The sequence below is a fragment of the Paenibacillus alginolyticus DSM 5050 = NBRC 15375 genome, assembly GCF_000422905.1.
GTDB lineage: Bacteria > Bacillota > Bacilli > Paenibacillales > NBRC-103111 > Paenibacillus_E > Paenibacillus_E alginolyticus.
Genome location: NZ_AUGY01000055.1, coordinates 35,770 through 54,064 on the forward strand (window position 1 = coordinate 35,770; position 18,295 = coordinate 54,064).

Genomic DNA, 18,295 nt, shown 5'->3' on the forward strand with positions numbered 1-18,295 from the left:
AATGCTTCTTTCTATCGTTGACTTAAACGATGGAAAGGAAATACAATACATGAGAGCGCATTCATTTCAAGATCCTAGTGCTCCTTATCGATGATCGATTGTGAGGGGATGGATTTGTTTATGCGGAATAAACTCTTCTTTAATGGACAAAGTATCGTCTTAACGTGGATGATCTCCTATATCGTCATTCTGCTTTTACCCGTGGCAATCGGCTTATTATTGTATGTGGAATCCAGTAAAACACTGAAGGAAGAAATCCAGCAAGCCAATGATTCGCTTTTAAAACAAGTTCGGGAAATTATGGACAATCAGTTTAAAACCATGGAACAGCTGAATTTCGAGATTACTTGGAATGTAAGCGTCCAGGAGCTGCTCTATTCGAATAAGTATGAAGCATTTCCCAAAGAATATAGATATGACGCTTATCAAATCTCACGTATTCTTTCTATGTACAAAACCTCCTATCCCTTGATCGATTCTTTTTATATTTATTTGAATAATGATCAGTCTGCTATTCTTCCTACGACCGTTAGAACAAATAGCTTTGCCTATGAAACTTTACATATGAGCGATGCTTTCTCGTTCTCAGCTTGGCAAGCTATTGTGACCCGAAGCAATTTCAAAGGCTTTATTCCTATGTACCGGATTGGCGACGATAATAAGCTGCGAAAAACGGTAGCCTACGTCAGCACATACCCCGAAGAGCATAATAAACCACTTGCTACCAATGTCATTATGGTCGATCAATCTCGCATTATTGGCGCCATTCAAAATATGGAAATTTTCAACAAAGGTCACGTACTCATCCTAAATAGTGAAAATCAAATTCTAGCTTCCAACTCTACAAACTCGCTTCCTGCCGATTTTCCTTTCGATCAATTAGAGGGCTCATCCAATTTCTTTTACACGGACTCTAGTGGCGAAAATTATGAAGTTTTCAACATTCAATCACCACGTTCCAAACTAAAATATGTGTCTATGATGCCCAGCACCGTATATTGGAAAAAAGCCGCTCACATCCGTAACCTCACTTATATGAGCATGGGGATCAGTTTGCTTGGCGGAGGTATCCTGACTTACGTATTTCTCAGAAGAAATTACAACCCCGTTCGTCAGTTGGTACATGCATTTTCCAAAAAACAGACCTTACAATCTCGTAAACGATATAATGAATTTCACTTTCTACAAGAAGCCGTGGACAGTACGTTGATCGAAATTGCCAATTTCAAGAGTAAAATGGAGCAGCAGCGGTACATTGTCCGCTCCCACTTTATCGAAAAGCTGCTAAAAGGAAAACTGGACAGCCAGCTTCCTATCGATGAAGCTTTAACGACCTTTGAAATGAAATTAGATCGGCAGGATTTTGCCGTAATGCTATTTGTGGTTGATAAGAGTACACCCTTCTTTGAACGAATTAACCATACGTCTGAAGGGGATAAATGGAAGCTTCTTCAATTTATTATTATGAATGTCGTGGAGGAGCTCATATCGGAGCGGCACCGCGGCTATGCAGCCGAGATTGATGATACCCTCGCCTGTTTAGTCAATTTAACTATGGAAGATGGAAATAGCGCCAAGCTGGAGTTACTTAGAATCGCAGACAAAGCACAAACTTTCCTCTCTTCCACCTACGACATTCATCTTACAATTTCAATTAGCAGTATCCATGATCGTATCACTAATGTACCGCAAGCTTTCTTAGAAGCTTTAGATTCCATAGCCTTTAAGCTTGTTATGGGTGGACCAGAGATTCTATCCTATGACGATTTGCAGGCAAATGTCACTTGCGAGTCTACTACCGGCTATTATTATCCAACGCAGATTGAGCAGCAATTCATGTATGCCGTGAAGCTAGGGGAGCTTGAAGAAGCGCAGCTAATTCTTACTGATATTATGAATAAAAATTTTGATCATCCTGGTATTTCGGTCTCCTTAACGAAGTGCCTCATGCTCAATCTGGTAACCACCATGATGAAAAGCATTAGCGAAACCGGTGATATCCAGGAAAGCTTCTTTATCCGCAACCCTAAGCTCCTCGACCGCCTTCTTTGCAGTAAAACCGTTCAAGACATACAGCTCCAGCTGAGTGATATGCTCAAGCAAGTGTGTGCCTATACGTCCGCCAAACGGCAGCATACGATTTCACTTACACGTCAAAAAGCGCTGCAGCAATTAGTAAATGAAGTGACGGACTACATCGAACATAATTACACAGATGCTAATTTGAATGTCACGATGATTGGCAGCCACTTTAACCGCAAAGCCACCTACCTATCGAAGCTATTCAAGGATTATGTGGGAGAGGGGCTGCTCGATCGCATCAATAAAGTCAGAATTGAGAAATCCAAGCAGCTGCTAGGGCGGCAAGAACAATCAGTCGGCGATGCGGCTTATGGGGTTGGCTTCAATGATATTAATGCTTTTATTCGTGTTTTCAAAAAGGTGGAGGGCATCACACCTGGGAAATACAAAGAGCTGATTGAAAAATAAATGCTGTGATGCAGTAACTTTTGATTGGGGTAGTCGCGAGGCCGCCCCTTCTTTAACATTATGGAAGTTGTACAGCGTATAACAATTTCACTGTGCTGCATGCCTCCTTCCTCCTCACAACTGGTAAACATACCGCAAAAATAAAGTCGTTCATGCGGCTTCATGAGGGTATATAGGCTATAGCGCCTGCCAATGTTGCGTTTTCTACAACAATTCACTCGCAGAAAGGCTGTTTTGCAAGGTAATGTTGTAGATTCTGCAACAATTCTAACCTATCCTACAGCGACATTATGCCGTGCAACAAGCGTAAATTGGCTAATTTGATGAAGCAATTGGACATTTTGTTGAGTCTACGCGCAGAATTCGAGAACCAATTGGATATTTTGCTGATAGTTGAATTGGAAGCGCTGTCATATAGTTAGGTTAGACATAAGGTTCCTCAGCTCGCACAAATCACAACTGTTTTCCAGGGAACCACAGTAACGCTTCTATGCCAGGTTTCTAAACACAGCAATAGTTGCACTGGGAGTTTTTCTTCGAAAAACTCACTACCACTTCGATGCCAGTTTTTCTGGCGAAAAACGCTTAGGAGGTCAAGCTATGAAAAAGAACAAAAAAAAAATGTTCACCATGCTGGTTGCAACATCATTGATGGGGAGCTTAGTCGTTGCATGCTCATCCAATACCCCGACAGCAGTGAACAGCGCTAGTCCCAAAGCAACGACTGAGGGCACGACTGCTCCGAGTGGAGCCGCTGTTACTTATCCGCTCAAAGTGGACAAAACATTGACCTACTGGGGCGAAGTAACAGGCAACTTAACAGGTGTAAAAGCAGCTCATGCGGATGTCCCTTTCTTCCAAGATTGGCAGAAGAAGACAGGCGTCAATTTGAAGTTCAGTGCTCCGCCAACGAATCAAGCTGCACAAACCCTAAATGTCATGCTAGCCTCCGGAGAGCTGCCGGATATGATTGAGTTTGATTGGCAGGGTGCATTCCCAGGCGGACCTGAAAAAGCGATCAAAGACGGATACATTCTTAAATTAAATGATACCATAGATAAATTTGCTCCGAATTTGAAGAAATACCTCAAGGAGCATCCGGAAGTTGATAAACAAGTAAAAACCGATAATGGCAGCTATTATTCTTTCCCTTTCATCCGGGGTGATGATTACCTGCGCGTATTCCAGGGGCCCATTGTACGGAAAGATTGGCTCGATGATCTTGGACTGCCTGTTCCGCAAACCATCGACGAGTGGTACACAACACTCAAAGCCTTTAAGGAGAAAAAAGGCGCAACGGCTGCCTTCTCTGTCGTAAGTGTTCCTAGACCTTTCAACGAGTTAGCAAACGGCGCTTTTGCCGGCGCCTTCGGTGTGACGCGTGATTTCTTCATCGACAATGGCACAATTAAGTTTGGTCCAGCTGAAAAAGGCTACAAAGATTTCCTGGCTACCTTTCACAAATGGTACGAAGAAGGGCTGATTGATAAAAACTTCGCAACAGCAGATGGCAAAGCCTTAGACGCCAACATGGCCTCAGGTGCTACAGGTGTGACTGTACAAAATGCCGGTGGCGGCATCGGGAAATGGCAGCCGCTAGTTACAGCCAAAGATCCTAAAGGCGTTCTCATCGGGGCTCCATACCCGGTTCTCAAAAAAGGCGACATCGCGATGTACGGCCAAAAGGATCCGGCTAATGCGCCGGGAGGAATGGTGGCCATCACAGCATCTTCCAAAAACATTGAAACCGCAGCGAAACTTCTAGACTACGGCTACTCCGAAGAAGGTCACATGTTCTTCAATTTCGGAACAGAGGGCGTATCTTACAAGCTAGAGAACGGCTACCCCAAATATACGGATCTGCTCATGAAAAATCCGGATAAATTAGCTCCAGCGCAAGCTCTTTCCCTTTATATCCGTGGTAACTACAATGGACCTTTCGTGCAGGATAAACGTTATATTGAGCAATATCTTGCCTTGCAGTCACAACGTGATGCTGTTTCCACATGGCAGAAAACAGATGTTGATAAACACAAACTACCGCCAATTACCGCTACACCGGAAGAAAGCACAGAGCTTGCCAAAATCATGACAGACCTCAATACATTGGTCGATGAAATGACTCTTAAAATAATTTTAGGAACAGAGCCCGTTGATAGCTTTGATAAATACTTGGATAAATTCAAATCCGTTAAGCTAAGCCGCGCTCTTGAGATTAAAAAGGCATCTTTGGATCGTTATTCCAAAAGATAGATGACGCTTGGGGGAGAGCAGCAGACAGCTCTCCCCGCTTTACTAGAACCCCGTGGCGAAAGGAGAGATATCATGCGTCATGCAGCGGAAGCCACCTTCCAAAAACGCTTCAAGCGCGATTTTCTACTGAATAAATATTTATATCTGATGATGGTTCCCGTTCTCGCTTACTACTTGGTCTTCCATTATGCCCCCATGTATGGTGCCATCATTGCCTTTAAAGAATATACCCCTAACAAGGGTATTCTTGGCAGTGCGTGGGTCGGATTCCAGCACTTCAAGGATTTCTTCGGCAGCTATTATTTCTGGCGAATCCTCAAAAATACCGTCGTCATTTCCCTATATTCCTTATGCTTTGAATTCCCTGCTCCAATCGCTCTGGCGATTATGATTAACGAGCTAGCCAATAAACGCTTTCAACGTTTCGTTCAGACCGTCACTTACATGCCGTATTTTATTTCGCTCATCGTCATTGCCGGGATGGTCAAAGATTTCACGAACAACGGCGGTTTAATCAATACCTTCTTCACTTATTTTGGTGCTAATGACACCGCCATGCTGCAGAAGCCTGAATTGTTCCGAACGATCTATATTTTATCTGAAATATGGCAAAAAATTGGCTGGGAATCGATTATTTATTTAGCCGCCCTAATGAGTATTGATCAAGAACAGTACGAAGCGGCGAAAATGGACGGCGCCAGCAGGTGGAAGCAAATTTGGCATATCACCTTGCCCGGCATTCTACCGACGATTGCGATTATGTTCATTCTACGCATGGGAAATTTATTGAACGTAGGGTTTGAGAAAATTATTCTGCTCTATAATCCCAGCACCTACGATACAGCGGACGTTATCTCTTCTTTCGTTTATCGCAAAGGGCTTATCGAATTTGGTTGGAGCTACAGCTCCGCTGTTGGTTTGTTCAATTCTGTCATTAATTTAGCCTTACTCATTGCAGCTAACAAACTAAGTAAAAAGATAAGTGAAAACAGCTTATGGTGATGAAGGAGGTGCTGATTTGAGAGCGAGTTATTCGGATCGAATATTCGTTACGTTGATTCATGTCTTATTGCTTATCCTTGTCGTTATTACCTTGTATCCGCTCCTCTATGTCACCTTCGCTTCAATCAGCGACGCTGGCCAATTAATTACGCACAAAGGATTTTTATATAAGCCTCTGGGCTTCAGCATCGAAGCTTACAAAAGCGTATTTCATAATCCTGCTATTCTAAAAGGCTACCAAAACACGCTGTTTATCCTCGTATTTGGAGTCATAACGAACCTAATCGTAACCTCTTTGGGTGCTTATGTCCTTTCCCGCAAAAATGTCATGTGGAATCGTGTATTCATTTTCATTGTCGTACTTACGATGTTTTTCAACGGTGGACTCATCCCTCTCTATCTCGTTGTTAAAGGCGTCGGGCTCATTGACTCTTTATGGGCGACGATATTACCTTTTGCCATTAACACATTTAATTTGATTATCATGCGTACAGCCTTCATGGCTGTTCCTGAAAGCTTAGAGGAATCAGCGAAAATGGACGGCGCCAATCATTTTGTGATTCTTTTTCGCATCATCATTCCACTCTCCATGCCTGTCATCGCCGTGATGATTTTGTACTATGCCGTTGAGAAATGGAATGGTTGGTTCTATGCTTCTATTTTCCTGAGAGAGCGGGATCTGTACCCGCTTCAGCTCACCATACGCGAAATATTGATTGCGAATAATACGGATTCCATGTCGTCTGGCGCGAATGCGGCCGAGCAATTTCAAATAGGGGAAACGATTAAATATGCAACGATCATGGTGGCTTCGGTGCCAATTCTGATCTTATATCCATTCGTGCAAAAGTACTTCGTCAAAGGTGTCATGATTGGCGCCGTCAAAGGGTAAAAACAAATCGCCGTTCGCCTCTTAAACGAGGTGACGGCGATACGTCTTTTCAGCTGAGCGGTCGTTTTAAGACCTCTCAGACCAGCCGACGAACATTCTGGACGGCCTCACCCGCTGAGCGGTCGTTTTCGGCTCGCTCAGCGGGAAGAGGCCCGTCGTCTTCTTTGATACATCCATAAACCGGCAAGTGCCGTTAAAACAATGGCGATGACTCCTTCCGGACTAGGCATAGCCACATAACTAAATTCTTCATGCACAAGTACGAACTTTTTAAGAATCAAAGTATCAATGAAGGCATTTCCTGTAGTGTGCATGAGAACGGCTGGCCAAACGCTTCGAGTCATTAGCAGAATCTCACCATACAGAACCGCCATAATGATCACACCAAGCATCATGCGAGGGATATAGGTGATCATGCTCTCCGTCGTATCCACGAATAGAAATAAATAAGGAAAATGCCACATACCCCAAATTAACCCCACGGCAATATGAACGATAAAACGGTTATAACCAAGCGTATAAAGCTTTGGAGCCAAATAACCCCTCCATGCAAATTCCTCAAAAATGTTTTTGATGAGGCTGGGTATAAGAGCTATGCCCACTGCCGTTACATAGTGAGAAGACATTGGGGAGATGTCCATCCACCCTAAACTTGAACTGATTCCAACAATCACCATTGTCATGAAGGGAAAGAACAACAGGCTGAATAGATAGAGAAATATGTTTCCTCTAACTCGAGGGTTAATGCCTAAATCTTTCCACCCATCTCCCATCCAACTGCGCAAAATGACCATCGTCAGGAGGGGAGATATAATCCAAATCAACTGTCCCAGACTGCCATTCGCATCCGTTCCGGCCTTCAAATCTACCAGTCGTCCGATCCAGCCGCAGCTTAACGCAACAAGCGAGAAAATAATCACATTCCTCAGTGTCTTGTTATCCTTCTTTTTCAATGTCCCAGCTCCTTTTTTATTTTCTGTAGATACTTCCCATACCACGCCTTCAAGAAATTGCCCATTCTGAACGAGTTTCTTTAATTTTGCTGTATGCTTCCTTGGCTAGAATCATTACCATTATTTTCTTCTGTCAACAGCAAACAAGGGAATCCCGAAGGATTCCCTTATCTTTTAATCCTTATAAGTCAATTACTTACGATCATTAATAGCTTTAATGATTTCAACAGGGATCTTTGGCTTTCTATCATATGTTAAAAGTCCGTTAATTTCCTGCTCAACGTCCGTTAATTGCGTGTAGCAATAACCCTGGACAACGCCGGAGTTTAGCAGTGGACGTATGACGGCACGCAGCTTTTTCTCATAATCCTCGTCATTATCCGCCCCTGAATATCCCCAGCCCTCCCATTCGCTTTTCTTATAAGCAATACCGCCAAATTCGGTAACAAGAATCGGCTGATCTTCATAAGGGAAGCCCTCAACAAATAAGCGGCGATTCGATGGCATCGCATGAACAGCTTTATCGTTAGAACTATAGCGCTCTTCCAGCACATCTTCACGCCACTCATAGTCATGAATGGTGAACAGATCCGTTTTCACAAGCTCCCACCCATCGTTAGACACAACTGGACGCATCGGATCTAGCGATTTGGTCAAATGATACATAGTCAGAGCATGCTGCTGCTGCAATTTATCGATTTGAATATTAGGTACTCCCCAGCTCTCATTGAGGGGAACCCATGCAATAATTGAAGGATGGTTATAATCGCGCTCGATAGAAGCTATCCACTCATTCGTAAATCGACTAACATACTTCTCTGTATATTCATACGCATTCGCCGCCTCACTCCAGACGACCAATCCGAGCTTATCGCACCAGTACAGAAATCTTGGATCCTCCAGCTTTTGATGCTTCCGCGCGCCGTTAAAGCCCATAGCTTTCGTTAACTCAACATCTTGCTTGATCGCTTCATCACTTGGCGGCGTCAAATTGCCATCTGGGAAATATCCTTGATCCAGAACCATTTTCAAAAAATAAGGGCGGTTGTTCAAGCATAATTTGCCATTTTCGATGGATACTTTGCGCATCCCGAAATAGCTAGTTACCACATCTACAGCTTTATTATCCACCAGCAGCGTAATCGTGACATCATATAAATTTGGATGCTCCGGTGTCCACCATGCACCCAGCCCATGATCGTTGAAATCATTCAGACGAATTTTTCTCGCCCCAGAGCTGCTTCTCATCCCATACGTATCTTCCGAAACGAGTTCTCCATTAAAAGAAATCTCTACTTTCAGCTGTGTCTTGGCATTGGAATCGGAACCTTGGATAAAGAATTGGAATTCGACTTGCTTCTCATCGATATCCGGGGTAATTTTCACTTTGTCCAAATACCCCTCGGCAGCTACCGCTTCCATCCAGACGGTTTGCCAGATACCTGTCGTTCTTGTATAGAAAATACTTGCGGAATCTGTATGCCAATACTGCTTCCCTCTTGGCAGCGTGACATCTCTGCTATAATCGACTGCTTTGACAACCAGCTTGTTCGTTCCAGCTTGAAGCGCATCCGTGATGTCCGCATGGAAAGGGGTATGCCCGCCTTCGTGCTTAGCAACCAGCACGCCATTCACCCAAACCGAGGCTTCGTAATCCACCGCTCCAAAGTGAAGCAAAATCCGCTTATTCTGAAAAGCTTCGGGTAAAGTTAGATCTCGGCGGTACCAGACAACATCGTGGAACTCATTGCTCCCAATGCCACTCAACTTACTTTGAAAGGCGAAGGGCACTTGAATAGTCTTAGATAACTTTCTATTCCCCAAATGCCACTTCTCTTTACTACCCACACGGTCATCATCAAATTCAAATTCCCATTCGCCATTCAGGTTGATCCAGCTATCTCTTACAAATTGAGGTCTAGGGTACTCAGCTCGTGGTTGGTTGGTCATCAGTAATCATTGCCTCCATATAATTAATTTAAAAGTTAACTAAATAACATGAATAACTCTTAGATTATTATCATATCAAGCTCCTATAATGTCAATACGCGTTATTTAATTAACATTTAAGTTACACAAAAAAAAGAACACCTCATCTCAGAGGTGTCCATTTCCTTTTTATCACATAGTTAATCGATGTATCCGGCAAATCCCTTTTTCATTAAATAGTCCATCTCAGCTTCCAAAATGGTATCTACCGCGAGTTCTGTCAATTTCACATCGGGTCTGCTTAGAATATGATCGATTAGTTCATCGCTGTCAATATCAACTTCCCCTTTGGCATTTTCTTCTGCTTTGACAATAAAATCCTTCTCATACTTCAATATCAATTGAATTTGCTTAGGATCAGCCTTCGTTTTGTCTACGATAAATTGTAATAGCTCTTGTTCGTTTAATTGCTCAGTCATGTGATGTCATCTCCTAATGGTTGTTTATGACTATTGTAGCATAGTTGAAACTGTTTATTTTATACCCTCTTTCGAATTTCATTGCAAAAGCGCGAGTATGAACTTGCTAAAAGGTTGAAAAACAAAAGTGATGAAATCTAAAGGGTTTGGTAGCTTCATATGCAAACTTTGAGCAATGCTCAGAAATGTACCGAGCATTAATAAACAACATACAGTAGCAAATTCTTTATACTGCCTTTTCTTCATAAGAGATGGAATCTCCAGTATCGCGATAGCTGCAGCGGCCAAAAGTATCGCAGCAATAGTCCACATTTTGATCATTCCTTTGTTTTTTGTACCAGAGAATCACTTACGGTGCCTAGACGACGAATCTTCACTTGCGTATTCACATGTACAGGTAAGTCTAAGAATTGCTCCTTCCAGTTGTCTTTGTTTTTATTCCAATATTTAGGGTCGGCACGATAAATCGCTTCACCAAAGCCGAAAATATCCGCATCATATTTTTTTGCTTTTTGAATAGCGGATTCAATAATAGCTTCCACCTCTTTTTGCGCTATTTTCTCCAGTTTATCTATGCTTTGAGGATCGATAAGATCAATCTTGCATTGGACTTCCCCCACATCATCCTCAAGAAAAACATCTAGAAAGATTTGCGGGTTGCCGTTATCCACTCTTCCTCTCATTCTCGTTTTAGATCGCACCACTTCTACGGCTAAAATGCCATGGAAAAAAAATCTCTGCCGCTCGGATTAAGGTTTCCAGTCCGAGACGCACTCCCATGACAACAACTATGGCAAATATAAGATTGATGGATTGAATCGGCGTCTCGGGCATGACTTGTGTATTTACAAAATTCCCCATATTAAATAAGACTGTGGCAGCTCCGACAAAAGAAAAGAAAATAAAGAATAGGCATACGATTAACAAATTTAAGCCAACCCCAATAATAGCGGCGAGCCAGGCATCTTGTTTAGCATCAGCAGCAAGTCCCGATGGAATAACCAAGATTGTAGTCCCAATCGTGTATATCATCACAAGTACAGCGAATTGGCGCACGGATATTTTAACGTCATTCAACATACGTTCCCTCACCTAGTGATTCCATTTAATGATACTATTCCCATATTCCCATTAATCATTTACAAGATATGGATTTTCTAATTGTTTCTCATTGTGATTAGCATTAAAGTAGAGTTAAAAAGGGGGGATTGTATGAACTTGGATTTACGTGTTGAGGCACTGGAATTGAAGGTCAAAGAACTCGAGGAACAACTGAGCATCTTGCTTGAAAGAACGACGAAATCACAAGCTCAGCAAGTACATACGACGCAACCAACATTTGATCAAAAACCGCAATCCACACAGCAGCACCGTCAACATGAGTTGACTAAACCTAGCAAGCAACCGGCGCCCCCAAGAGATTGGGAGCATTTGATCGCTCGCGTCTGGCTGCCGCGGATTTTCATCGTCGTCTTCCTGTTAGGTGTCTTATGGGGCTTTACCGCAGCCGTTAATGCGGGGATTATCACCGAACCTGTTCGCTGCCTACTTGGCGTAATCGTCGCTGGCTTTATGTATTGGCAAGGAGAAGTCCAAATTCGCCGCAAACGCATGGCTCTGGGGCAAGTTCTGCTCGGCGGATCCAGCGGGGTCCTTATTCTATCTCTTTTCGCAGCGCATATGCTATTCGCATTGATCCCGTCCACACTCGCGTTCTTTCTATACGTCGTTTCGATTGCAATAAGCGTATTTACGTCAATCCGTCACCGCTCTCAGACACTTATGATCATAACCCTGCTCGCCGGTTATCTTGTGCCTTTCCTAGTCGACTCGGCCCATCCAAATATTTGGGTATTTGCCGGATACGAAGGGTTATTTTCAATGCTTATGATCGTATTATCGTTACGTTATTCCTTTCGCGGCGCTTATTTTACAGCGTTTGGGGTCCTGCATCTTCCCTTACTCTTCTCAACTCTGTTTGCCTATGACCTCGGCAGCCGACCTGCGATCCTTACCGTCGTTATTTTGCAGCATTTGCTCCTGTTTGCGATCTCTATTCTCCGTTCCAAAGACAGCTTGATTGGGCAGCGAATCACTTTATTCCTAAGCTTTGGCCTGCTCGCAGCGTGGACGTATGGCCTATATGGCGGTTCAAAAGACCGCATCATCTATGAATGGATGCTAGCGATATGGTCACTTCTTTATAGCGGTGCTTCTTTCTGGCTGTTTCATCAAAAGAGAGCCTTTTCCGTTCAGCTATCCATTGCAACGTTCAGCGTTTTCCTTTGGCTCATCTACGTGCTGCACGCGGATCAAGCCGGCTCCGCCATTCTTGTAGAGGGGGCAATTGCGCTATGTTTAGGAGCTAAATTCAAAAGCAAACTGCAGCAAATCAGTGGAACCATCACTTATTCCATCGGGATCATGTTCGTCTTAACCCATCCGATACGTGATCTACTATCAGCCGAATCCTTTGCGTGGCTTGTTCTTGTGGCAACCATTGGCGGTCTGTATGCTTTCTACCGTGCCCTACTTGAAGAAGGCCGCGCTAGAACTGAAATCAGCCTCCTCCTGTTATGGATGGAGTTAATCCTCTTACTTATCTATCTATCACAAGTGACCAATTCCCTGACACGAACGCTCACTTACGATTACCAGCATTTGATCCTTTCAGCCGTGTGGGTCGTTTACGCCATTCTACTCATTGTATTTGGGTTCATTGTCCAAAAGCCCAAAGCAAGGCTAGTGGGCATCATCTTCTTATTCGTTACCTTACTCAAAATTATTTTCATCGATTTACCTGATGTTTCTACAGCTGTTCGCGCTATTCTGTTCATCGGACTTGGAGCCATTGGTGTTGGTATTTCTAGATTGTTTTATAAGCGGAAGGACTAATGGGCTAAAATGGTTGCCAATGTTGTAATTTCTACAACAATTCACACGCTCAAAGGCGATTTTGCAGCTTGAAGTTGCATTGCGTACAACATTTCGAGCCCATTTATTGCAAAATCGCCTTTATCGGGCCTAATTGTTGTACATTATGCAACAACGGAGGGAGAAAGGCGCGAAATGGGCAGTAATTGTTGCACATTCTATAACATCACTTCAACTGAGTATATAGATTCATTCATCCTGCACCTCAATTTATATCAAAAAAGGCCGTCCCGAGCCAATACTCGAGGCGGCTTTCCCATATAACTATGCAAGATCAAATGCCATTAAATCTCTAGCCATCGTGATTCGCCCAGAGTAGATATCTCGCATGCCTTCCGTGTAATCGGCCTCGGCCTCAGCATTAGCTGCAGGCGCTGGTATATGATGGGTGAGCACCAGATGGGCAACCCCAGCTGCTCGAGCGATTTCTGCTGCTTCCAGCGTCGTTGAATGATACTTCGCAGGATTGGACAAGCCAATCGTCTGCTCGGGGAATTTGGCAATAAGCGCGTCCAGCCACGTTTTATTGTAAGATTCATGCACAAGCAAATCGACACCTTGGCTATGTTTAACCATATTTTCAACCGGGATCGTATCCCCCGAAATAACAACCGATTTGCCGTTGTATTCGAATTTATAAGCAATAGCTGGATAAACAGGCTTATGATCCACTTCAAACGCTGTGATTTTAACGCCACCCTGATCGTAAACAATACCTTCGTTGCTTTCAAAATAGTGAATGTCCGCCCCTGCCCCGGTCGAGAAATTATAATTCAATCGAAGATTCACGTCGAAGTTGAAAGACTCTCTCATTTTACTAATAATCGCCTTCGTCGTCGTTGGTCCGTACACATTCATTGGACCTTTTCGCCCCTCAAATACCCGATCCGTAATCACATGCGTACGCCAACTCGTAATGAAGACATCGAAAAATCCAGAATTATGATCGCTATGATGATGGGTGAAAAAGACATCCGAAATTCGCTGCGGCATTATCCCTGCCTTAATCAGTTGATCAACGGTCGCGCCACCGCAATCGAACAGAAAGGTTTTATCCCCTGTGAGAATGGCGACACCTGCTTTGGCTCTGCCATAAAAGGCCCGCGGTGTACCCGTACCTAGTATCACTACTTTGATATGCTCATGGAAATCGGGCAATAGATTTTCCTGCGGTTGTATGTGCAAATGAATGACCTCCTAAGTAAACGACTATTTTTCTTTTTTCTCTTCATTCAAAAGCGTTAGATCCAGGAATTTGCTGAAGTCCAGTTCTTCCGCTTTCACTTTTAAATACCCAGCGTCAAAAGAGGCTTTGGCCTGCTCGTTAATATCCTCTAAAGTGATATCTTCCGTTAGTTTCAAATGATCGATGGCCGCTTTAATGAGCGCCGGATCCATCCCTTTGCCCGTTAACTGCTTCAATTCATCGCTAATCAGGCCATAGGCTTTGCTCTGGTTTTGCTGAATGAATTCAATGCCTTGTCTGTTTGCTTTCACAGCTTTTTTGGCCAAATCACGGTGTTCTTTGAGAAATTTATCGCTCGCTACGAGAATCGTTAAAGGGTAATTCCCGTCTTTTGGAGGAATTTTATTCCAATCGACTAGAATTGTTCCAGAACCTTCTTGTATGATCTGTGTCCCCCAAGGTTCTGCAATTAATGTAGCGTCCACCTCTTTCTGCCGTATCGAAACCAAAGTATCTGCCGGAGCTCGTGTAACGATTTGTACACCGGAAGTATCTGTGGATACTTTTAATCCTTCTTGTTTCAGCAGCAAGCGAAGAGACAGATCAGGCGTGCCGCCTTTGGCCGCAACAGCCACGGTTTTACCTACGAGATCCTTAACCGATTGGATGCCAGCATCCTTGCGAGCCACCAATACCGCTCCACCGTTGTTCGCTCCAGCGATCACCTTGATATTTTTACTTTTCAAATATTGATTGATGACCGGTCCCGGACCTACATAACCAAGATCAATCTGCTCAGTCGCAATCGCCGTTGCGAAGTCCGCTCCGTTGTCAAAAGCCGTGACTTCAATTTTGGCATTTTGGCCAAAGTCTTGCTGGAAGTAGTTATTTTGTAGTGCTACAAATCCCGGAGCGTGTGTCACATTTTTCAAAATACCAATTTTCACTGTTGTACTGGCTGCACTTGAAGCTGTTTCTTTACTCTGTCCGCAAGCTGACAATAGCAGAGATCCGGTTAATACCAAGCTAATGACCCAACCTAATTTTCTCAAAATGACTCCCCCTGATTTGTTCGATGAAACGCCATTTATTTCTTAAGCTGAAAGCGAAGCACGATTTTATCCTCTAGCTGTTTGAAACAAAAATGATCCGAAATCGTGCCAATAACGGCGATAATAATGACCACGCACAGAATGGATGCCGTATCCCCAAGGCCGCGTCCATCTTGCAGCATTTGCCCAAGACCCACTCCCTTGGCAATAAGCTCCCCAGCTACTAATGCCCGCCATGCAAAGGCCCAAGCCACTCGGATGCCTGTGATCCAATGGGGAAATGCCGCCGGCAGCTGCACTTGGAAGAACAATCGGTAACCGCTGCCTGTTCCTAGCATTTGCGCAGCTCTCAGATGAATCGGTGAAATGTTCAAAATCCCAGTCCTGCTCGCCATCGACATCGTCCACGTCGCACCTATCGTTGTAATGAAAATGACGGAAGTATCATTTAGACCGAACCAGATAATCGCGAAAGGCAGCCAAGCTATACTCGGAACCGTCTGAAGGGCAACAACCACAAAGCCAAAGGTTTCGTCAAAATACCGATAACGTGCAAATAAATAGCCCAAAATCGTCCCAAGCCCAATCGAAATCGCGAATGAAATGAGCAAGCGACGAAGACTAGCTGCAATCGCGTTTAGGAGATGCCCTTGCGCAAAACCATCATAGAACGCTTGAAAGGTTTGCAGAGGTGAAGGAAACTTCCACCCCCATTGAAAAATCCTAAATCCCAACTCCCATATGATCAGCAGAAGAATTAGAAATAGGGTTCTTCTTAAGGCTGTATGCATGACCGAGCTCCTCTCTGACTACCTTCTCGAGCTCATCCGTCAGAGCTTCCATAATTTTATTTTCCAAGGCATGAATGAGCGGATCGCCGCTTTGGTGAGGTCTTGCTGTTTGGACGGCAAATTCCTTCTTGACCCTGCCTGGCTGCGTCGCCATCACGATAACCCGATCGGACAAAATGACGGCTTCGCGAATGTTATGTGTAATAAACAAAATCGTTTTACCTGTTTGAAGCCAAATTTCTTCCAAATCCTTCAGTAAAATAAATCGCGTTTGTTCATCCAAAGCCGCAAAAGGTTCATCCATCAACAGGATGTCGGGATCCATAACGAGCGCCCTGGCAATAGCTACCCTTTGTTTCATTCCTCCGGACAGCTCATGTGGATACCGATCGACAAATTTGCTCAAATGAACGGCTTTAATCTGTTCAAAAGCGAGTGCATACCGTTCTTTCTTCGATAACCCCTTTTGCTTCAAACCGAATGCCACATTATCGAGAACCGTAAGCCAAGGAAACAGGCCGTGTTCTTGAAAAACAACGATCCGATCAGCCCCCGGGGCCGTAACCTTTTGCCCACCAACGGTAATGGTACCGCTGCTCACTTTTTCAAACCCTGCTATCAGGTTCAAAAGCGTTGACTTCCCACAGCCTGAGGGTCCTACAATGGAGACGAATTCCCCTTTCTTAATCGTGAGCGAAACTTGATCCAACGCCGTGTAGGAAGTGCCTTTTCGCTGCGAAAAGGATTTATTCACATTGTTTATCGTAATCATTTGAATTCCCTCCAGGCAATATCCGTCATATGTCTGTGAAAAAACGGTTCGGATGAAAAATAACGATCTTCTTTTTGGCGTAGTCGATAAGCCCCTTATCGCGCCATTTATTGAGTGTTTCTGTGACCGTTTGTCTGCTGCAGCCAATGACATAAGAGATTTCTTCATGACTGAGCGGCACCTGAACCTCAAGCTTTACATCCGTCGGTTTGCCCAGCTGCATGAGGAACCAAGCTAGCCTCCAAGCTACGGGGCGGGAAATGAGTGTTTCAACCATCTTCTGGGTTTGTAGAAGTCGGCGAGCACCTAGAACGGCAACAGAATAAGAAAACTCGGCATTTTCCTTGGCTAATTCGAGAAATTTCCGCGCGTCTAGCGTAATGATTTGGCTGTCTACCAAACACTTGGCGTAACGCTTCCGGGGAATGTTCGTCAAAACTTCCGCATTACCGAATATTTCCCCCTCGTAGCGTAAAAATAAGGTAATCCCTTGCCCTTCTTCAGAGGACTGGGATATCTTAATTAATCCCGAGTCAACATAATAAGCACCGCTGGGTTGATCATTCTCCTGAAAAACAAACTCATTTTTCTTGTAGGTTTGGATAGCCCCATGTTTACGAAATGCCTCAATCATGATTTCCTTGGTAGGGTCCTTCTCCTGGAGATCGGCAAGTTCATTGAATTGGTCCATATGTGAAAACCCCTTTGCCAAGTTCATTTGATGCTATATTTTTAATGTTGACTATTCCGATGTGTTATTGTCATATTATCACAAGATACCGAGTTAGAATGTCGGATTCCCGACAAATCCAAAAAAATTCTTAGGCTATGCGCGTCAAAATGCAAAAAGAGACCCACAGCAACGGGCCGTGGGTCTTAAGGTATATATATTTTAAAGGGGGTCGACTTTTATTATAAGCCTGTTTCATTAAGCCCAGATGAATAACACATTTCTTTTTGATTACAAATTATAACTTCCGGCTCATTTTAACAAAGTCTCCAGATGCTGAAAACCCGGACTTTTGCTTCCCAAGGGGAAACCTGGTGTATCGGTGTAAAAGCCATGAAAATCAGAGCCGCCTGTTTGCAAAAGGTTGTAGGCAGCCGCAGCATCTCTAGCCTGCTGTTCCAAGCCAGCATCGTGGGAAGGATGCCAAACTTCAATTCCTTGAAGTCCTGCAACTAGTTCCTCTATCCATTGCTTCCATGCCCCCCAAAATGGCTTCTGGGACTCCAGCGGCAATCTCGGTTCGCTCTCTCATATCCAAGCTCTTTTCCTCCTTGGCCAACATGTGTGTGTTTTCTTGTGTATCTTGCTTACTCACACTCAATATACATTGAAAACAACTAAAAACACGTTAATTTTGTGTAAATGTTAAGGTTTATTGTGTTTTCAAGTAGTAATGTTGGATGTTCGTGCCGATTTCGCGGACTTTACTCGGATGGTAATATCGGTGCAAAGCACCGCTTTTGCGGACTTAAGGATGTTTTTCATCGCTACGACGCTGATTCCACGCGTTTCCCACACTTTAGCGATGAATTTCATCGTCTCAGCCGCTAAT

16 protein-coding genes are annotated in these 18,295 nt (G+C 43.9%); 5 read left to right on the top strand and 11 right to left on the bottom strand.

The genetic code is table 11. From position 1 onward, the window contains the following. The first annotated feature begins 120 nt into the window (after positions 1 to 120). The 4 genes from G519_RS0123125 (at position 121) to G519_RS0123140 (ending at position 6,637) form a co-directional block, all read left to right on the top strand. The gene (locus G519_RS0123125) at positions 121 to 2,490 is read left to right on the top strand and encodes a helix-turn-helix domain-containing protein (RefSeq protein WP_036633650.1); all 2,370 of its coding nucleotides are present in this window, start codon (positions 121 to 123) and stop codon (positions 2,488 to 2,490) included. A 600-nt stretch (positions 2,491 to 3,090) separates the two neighbouring features. After that, entirely contained in the window at positions 3,091 to 4,743 is a 1,653-nt protein-coding gene (locus tag G519_RS0123130; RefSeq protein ID WP_029196715.1) for an extracellular solute-binding protein, read from the top strand. A gap of 72 nt (positions 4,744 to 4,815) precedes the next feature. Beyond that, positions 4,816 to 5,745, top strand: coding sequence for an ABC transporter permease (locus G519_RS0123135; protein WP_051253615.1), 930 nt, complete (start codon positions 4,816 to 4,818; stop codon positions 5,743 to 5,745). 16 nt (positions 5,746 to 5,761) lie between these two features. Beyond that, entirely contained in the window at positions 5,762 to 6,637 is an 876-nt protein-coding gene (locus G519_RS0123140) for a carbohydrate ABC transporter permease (protein ID WP_029196717.1), read from the top strand. Positions 6,638 to 6,774: 137 nt separating this feature from the next. On the opposite strand, the gene G519_RS0123145 is transcribed toward G519_RS0123140, so the two are convergent. The 5 genes from G519_RS0123145 to G519_RS0123170 form a co-directional block, all read right to left on the bottom strand. Further along, positions 6,775 to 7,590 carry a type II CAAX endopeptidase family protein gene (locus G519_RS0123145; protein WP_029196718.1) on the bottom strand — a complete coding sequence of 272 codons (816 nt, stop codon included), beginning with the start codon at positions 7,588 to 7,590 and terminating at the stop codon, positions 6,775 to 6,777. Positions 7,591 to 7,782: 192 nt separating this feature from the next. After that, the gene (locus G519_RS0123150) at positions 7,783 to 9,540 is read right to left on the bottom strand and encodes a glycoside hydrolase family 2 protein (RefSeq protein WP_029196719.1); all 1,758 of its coding nucleotides are present in this window, start codon (positions 9,538 to 9,540) and stop codon (positions 7,783 to 7,785) included. Positions 9,541 to 9,719: 179 nt separating this feature from the next. Continuing rightward, positions 9,720 to 9,998: a hypothetical protein gene (locus tag G519_RS0123155; RefSeq protein ID WP_029196720.1), complete on the bottom strand. Its 279-nt coding sequence runs from the start codon at positions 9,996 to 9,998 to the stop codon at positions 9,720 to 9,722. Between the two features lie 317 nt (positions 9,999 to 10,315). Beyond that, positions 10,316 to 10,669 carry a Ger(x)C family spore germination C-terminal domain-containing protein gene (locus tag G519_RS0123165; RefSeq protein ID WP_029196722.1) on the bottom strand — a complete coding sequence of 118 codons (354 nt, stop codon included), beginning with the start codon at positions 10,667 to 10,669 and terminating at the stop codon, positions 10,316 to 10,318. 19 nt (positions 10,670 to 10,688) lie between these two features. Further along, on the bottom strand, positions 10,689 to 11,078 hold the full coding sequence (locus G519_RS0123170) for a GerAB/ArcD/ProY family transporter (protein WP_029196723.1): 390 nt from the start codon (positions 11,076 to 11,078) through the stop codon (positions 10,689 to 10,691). Positions 11,079 to 11,210: 132 nt separating this feature from the next. Between G519_RS0123170 and G519_RS0123175 the strand changes: the two genes are divergently transcribed. Continuing rightward, entirely contained in the window at positions 11,211 to 12,893 is a 1,683-nt protein-coding gene (locus tag G519_RS0123175; RefSeq protein WP_029196724.1) for a DUF2339 domain-containing protein, read from the top strand. Positions 12,894 to 13,196: 303 nt separating this feature from the next. Here G519_RS0123175 and G519_RS0123180 read toward each other — a convergent pair whose 3' ends face one another. From G519_RS0123180 to G519_RS0123205, 6 genes are all read right to left on the bottom strand, one after another. Next, positions 13,197 to 14,117 carry an MBL fold metallo-hydrolase gene (locus G519_RS0123180; RefSeq protein WP_244280191.1) on the bottom strand — a complete coding sequence of 307 codons (921 nt, stop codon included), beginning with the start codon at positions 14,115 to 14,117 and terminating at the stop codon, positions 13,197 to 13,199. Positions 14,118 to 14,141: 24 nt separating this feature from the next. After that, on the bottom strand, positions 14,142 to 15,170 hold the full coding sequence (locus G519_RS0123185; RefSeq protein WP_029196726.1) for an ABC transporter substrate-binding protein: 1,029 nt from the start codon (positions 15,168 to 15,170) through the stop codon (positions 14,142 to 14,144). 35 nt (positions 15,171 to 15,205) lie between these two features. After that, a complete protein-coding gene (locus G519_RS0123190; protein ID WP_029196727.1) occupies positions 15,206 to 15,961 on the bottom strand; it encodes an ABC transporter permease in 756 nt (251 codons plus the stop codon). Next, entirely contained in the window at positions 15,894 to 16,733 is an 840-nt protein-coding gene (locus tag G519_RS0123195; RefSeq protein ID WP_029196728.1) for an ABC transporter ATP-binding protein, read from the bottom strand. The genes G519_RS0123190 and G519_RS0123195 overlap by 68 nt, the downstream gene beginning before the upstream one ends. 25 nt (positions 16,734 to 16,758) lie before the next feature. Continuing rightward, positions 16,759 to 17,424, bottom strand: coding sequence for a Crp/Fnr family transcriptional regulator (locus G519_RS44210; RefSeq protein ID WP_051253616.1), 666 nt, complete (start codon positions 17,422 to 17,424; stop codon positions 16,759 to 16,761). A gap of 291 nt (positions 17,425 to 17,715) precedes the next feature. Next, complete coding sequence (locus G519_RS0123205; RefSeq protein ID WP_029196729.1) at positions 17,716 to 17,976, bottom strand: PHP domain-containing protein; 261 nt, start codon at positions 17,974 to 17,976, stop codon at positions 17,716 to 17,718. Positions 17,977 to 18,295 lie beyond the last annotated feature (319 nt).

What these genes read in the sequence shown, in the direction of transcription:
- G519_RS0123175 (WP_029196724.1), top strand. Translation starts at nt 11,211, where the DNA reads ATGAACTTGGATTTACGTGTTGAGGCACTGGAATTGAAGGTCAAAGAA.
- G519_RS0123190 (WP_029196727.1), bottom strand. Translation starts at nt 15,961, where the DNA reads ATGCATACAGCCTTAAGAAGAACCCTATTTCTAATTCTTCTGCTGATC.
- G519_RS0123135 (WP_051253615.1), top strand. Translation starts at nt 4,816, where the DNA reads ATGCGTCATGCAGCGGAAGCCACCTTCCAAAAACGCTTCAAGCGCGAT.
- G519_RS0123155 (WP_029196720.1), bottom strand. Translation starts at nt 9,998, where the DNA reads ATGACTGAGCAATTAAACGAACAAGAGCTATTACAATTTATCGTAGAC.
- G519_RS0123170 (WP_029196723.1), bottom strand. Translation starts at nt 11,078, where the DNA reads ATGTTGAATGACGTTAAAATATCCGTGCGCCAATTCGCTGTACTTGTG.
- G519_RS0123150 (WP_029196719.1), bottom strand. Translation starts at nt 9,540, where the DNA reads ATGACCAACCAACCACGAGCTGAGTACCCTAGACCTCAATTTGTAAGA.
- G519_RS0123125 (WP_036633650.1), top strand. Translation starts at nt 121, where the DNA reads ATGCGGAATAAACTCTTCTTTAATGGACAAAGTATCGTCTTAACGTGG.
- G519_RS0123130 (WP_029196715.1), top strand. Translation starts at nt 3,091, where the DNA reads ATGAAAAAGAACAAAAAAAAAATGTTCACCATGCTGGTTGCAACATCA.
- G519_RS0123195 (WP_029196728.1), bottom strand. Translation starts at nt 16,733, where the DNA reads ATGATTACGATAAACAATGTGAATAAATCCTTTTCGCAGCGAAAAGGC.
- G519_RS44210 (WP_051253616.1), bottom strand. Translation starts at nt 17,424, where the DNA reads ATGGACCAATTCAATGAACTTGCCGATCTCCAGGAGAAGGACCCTACC.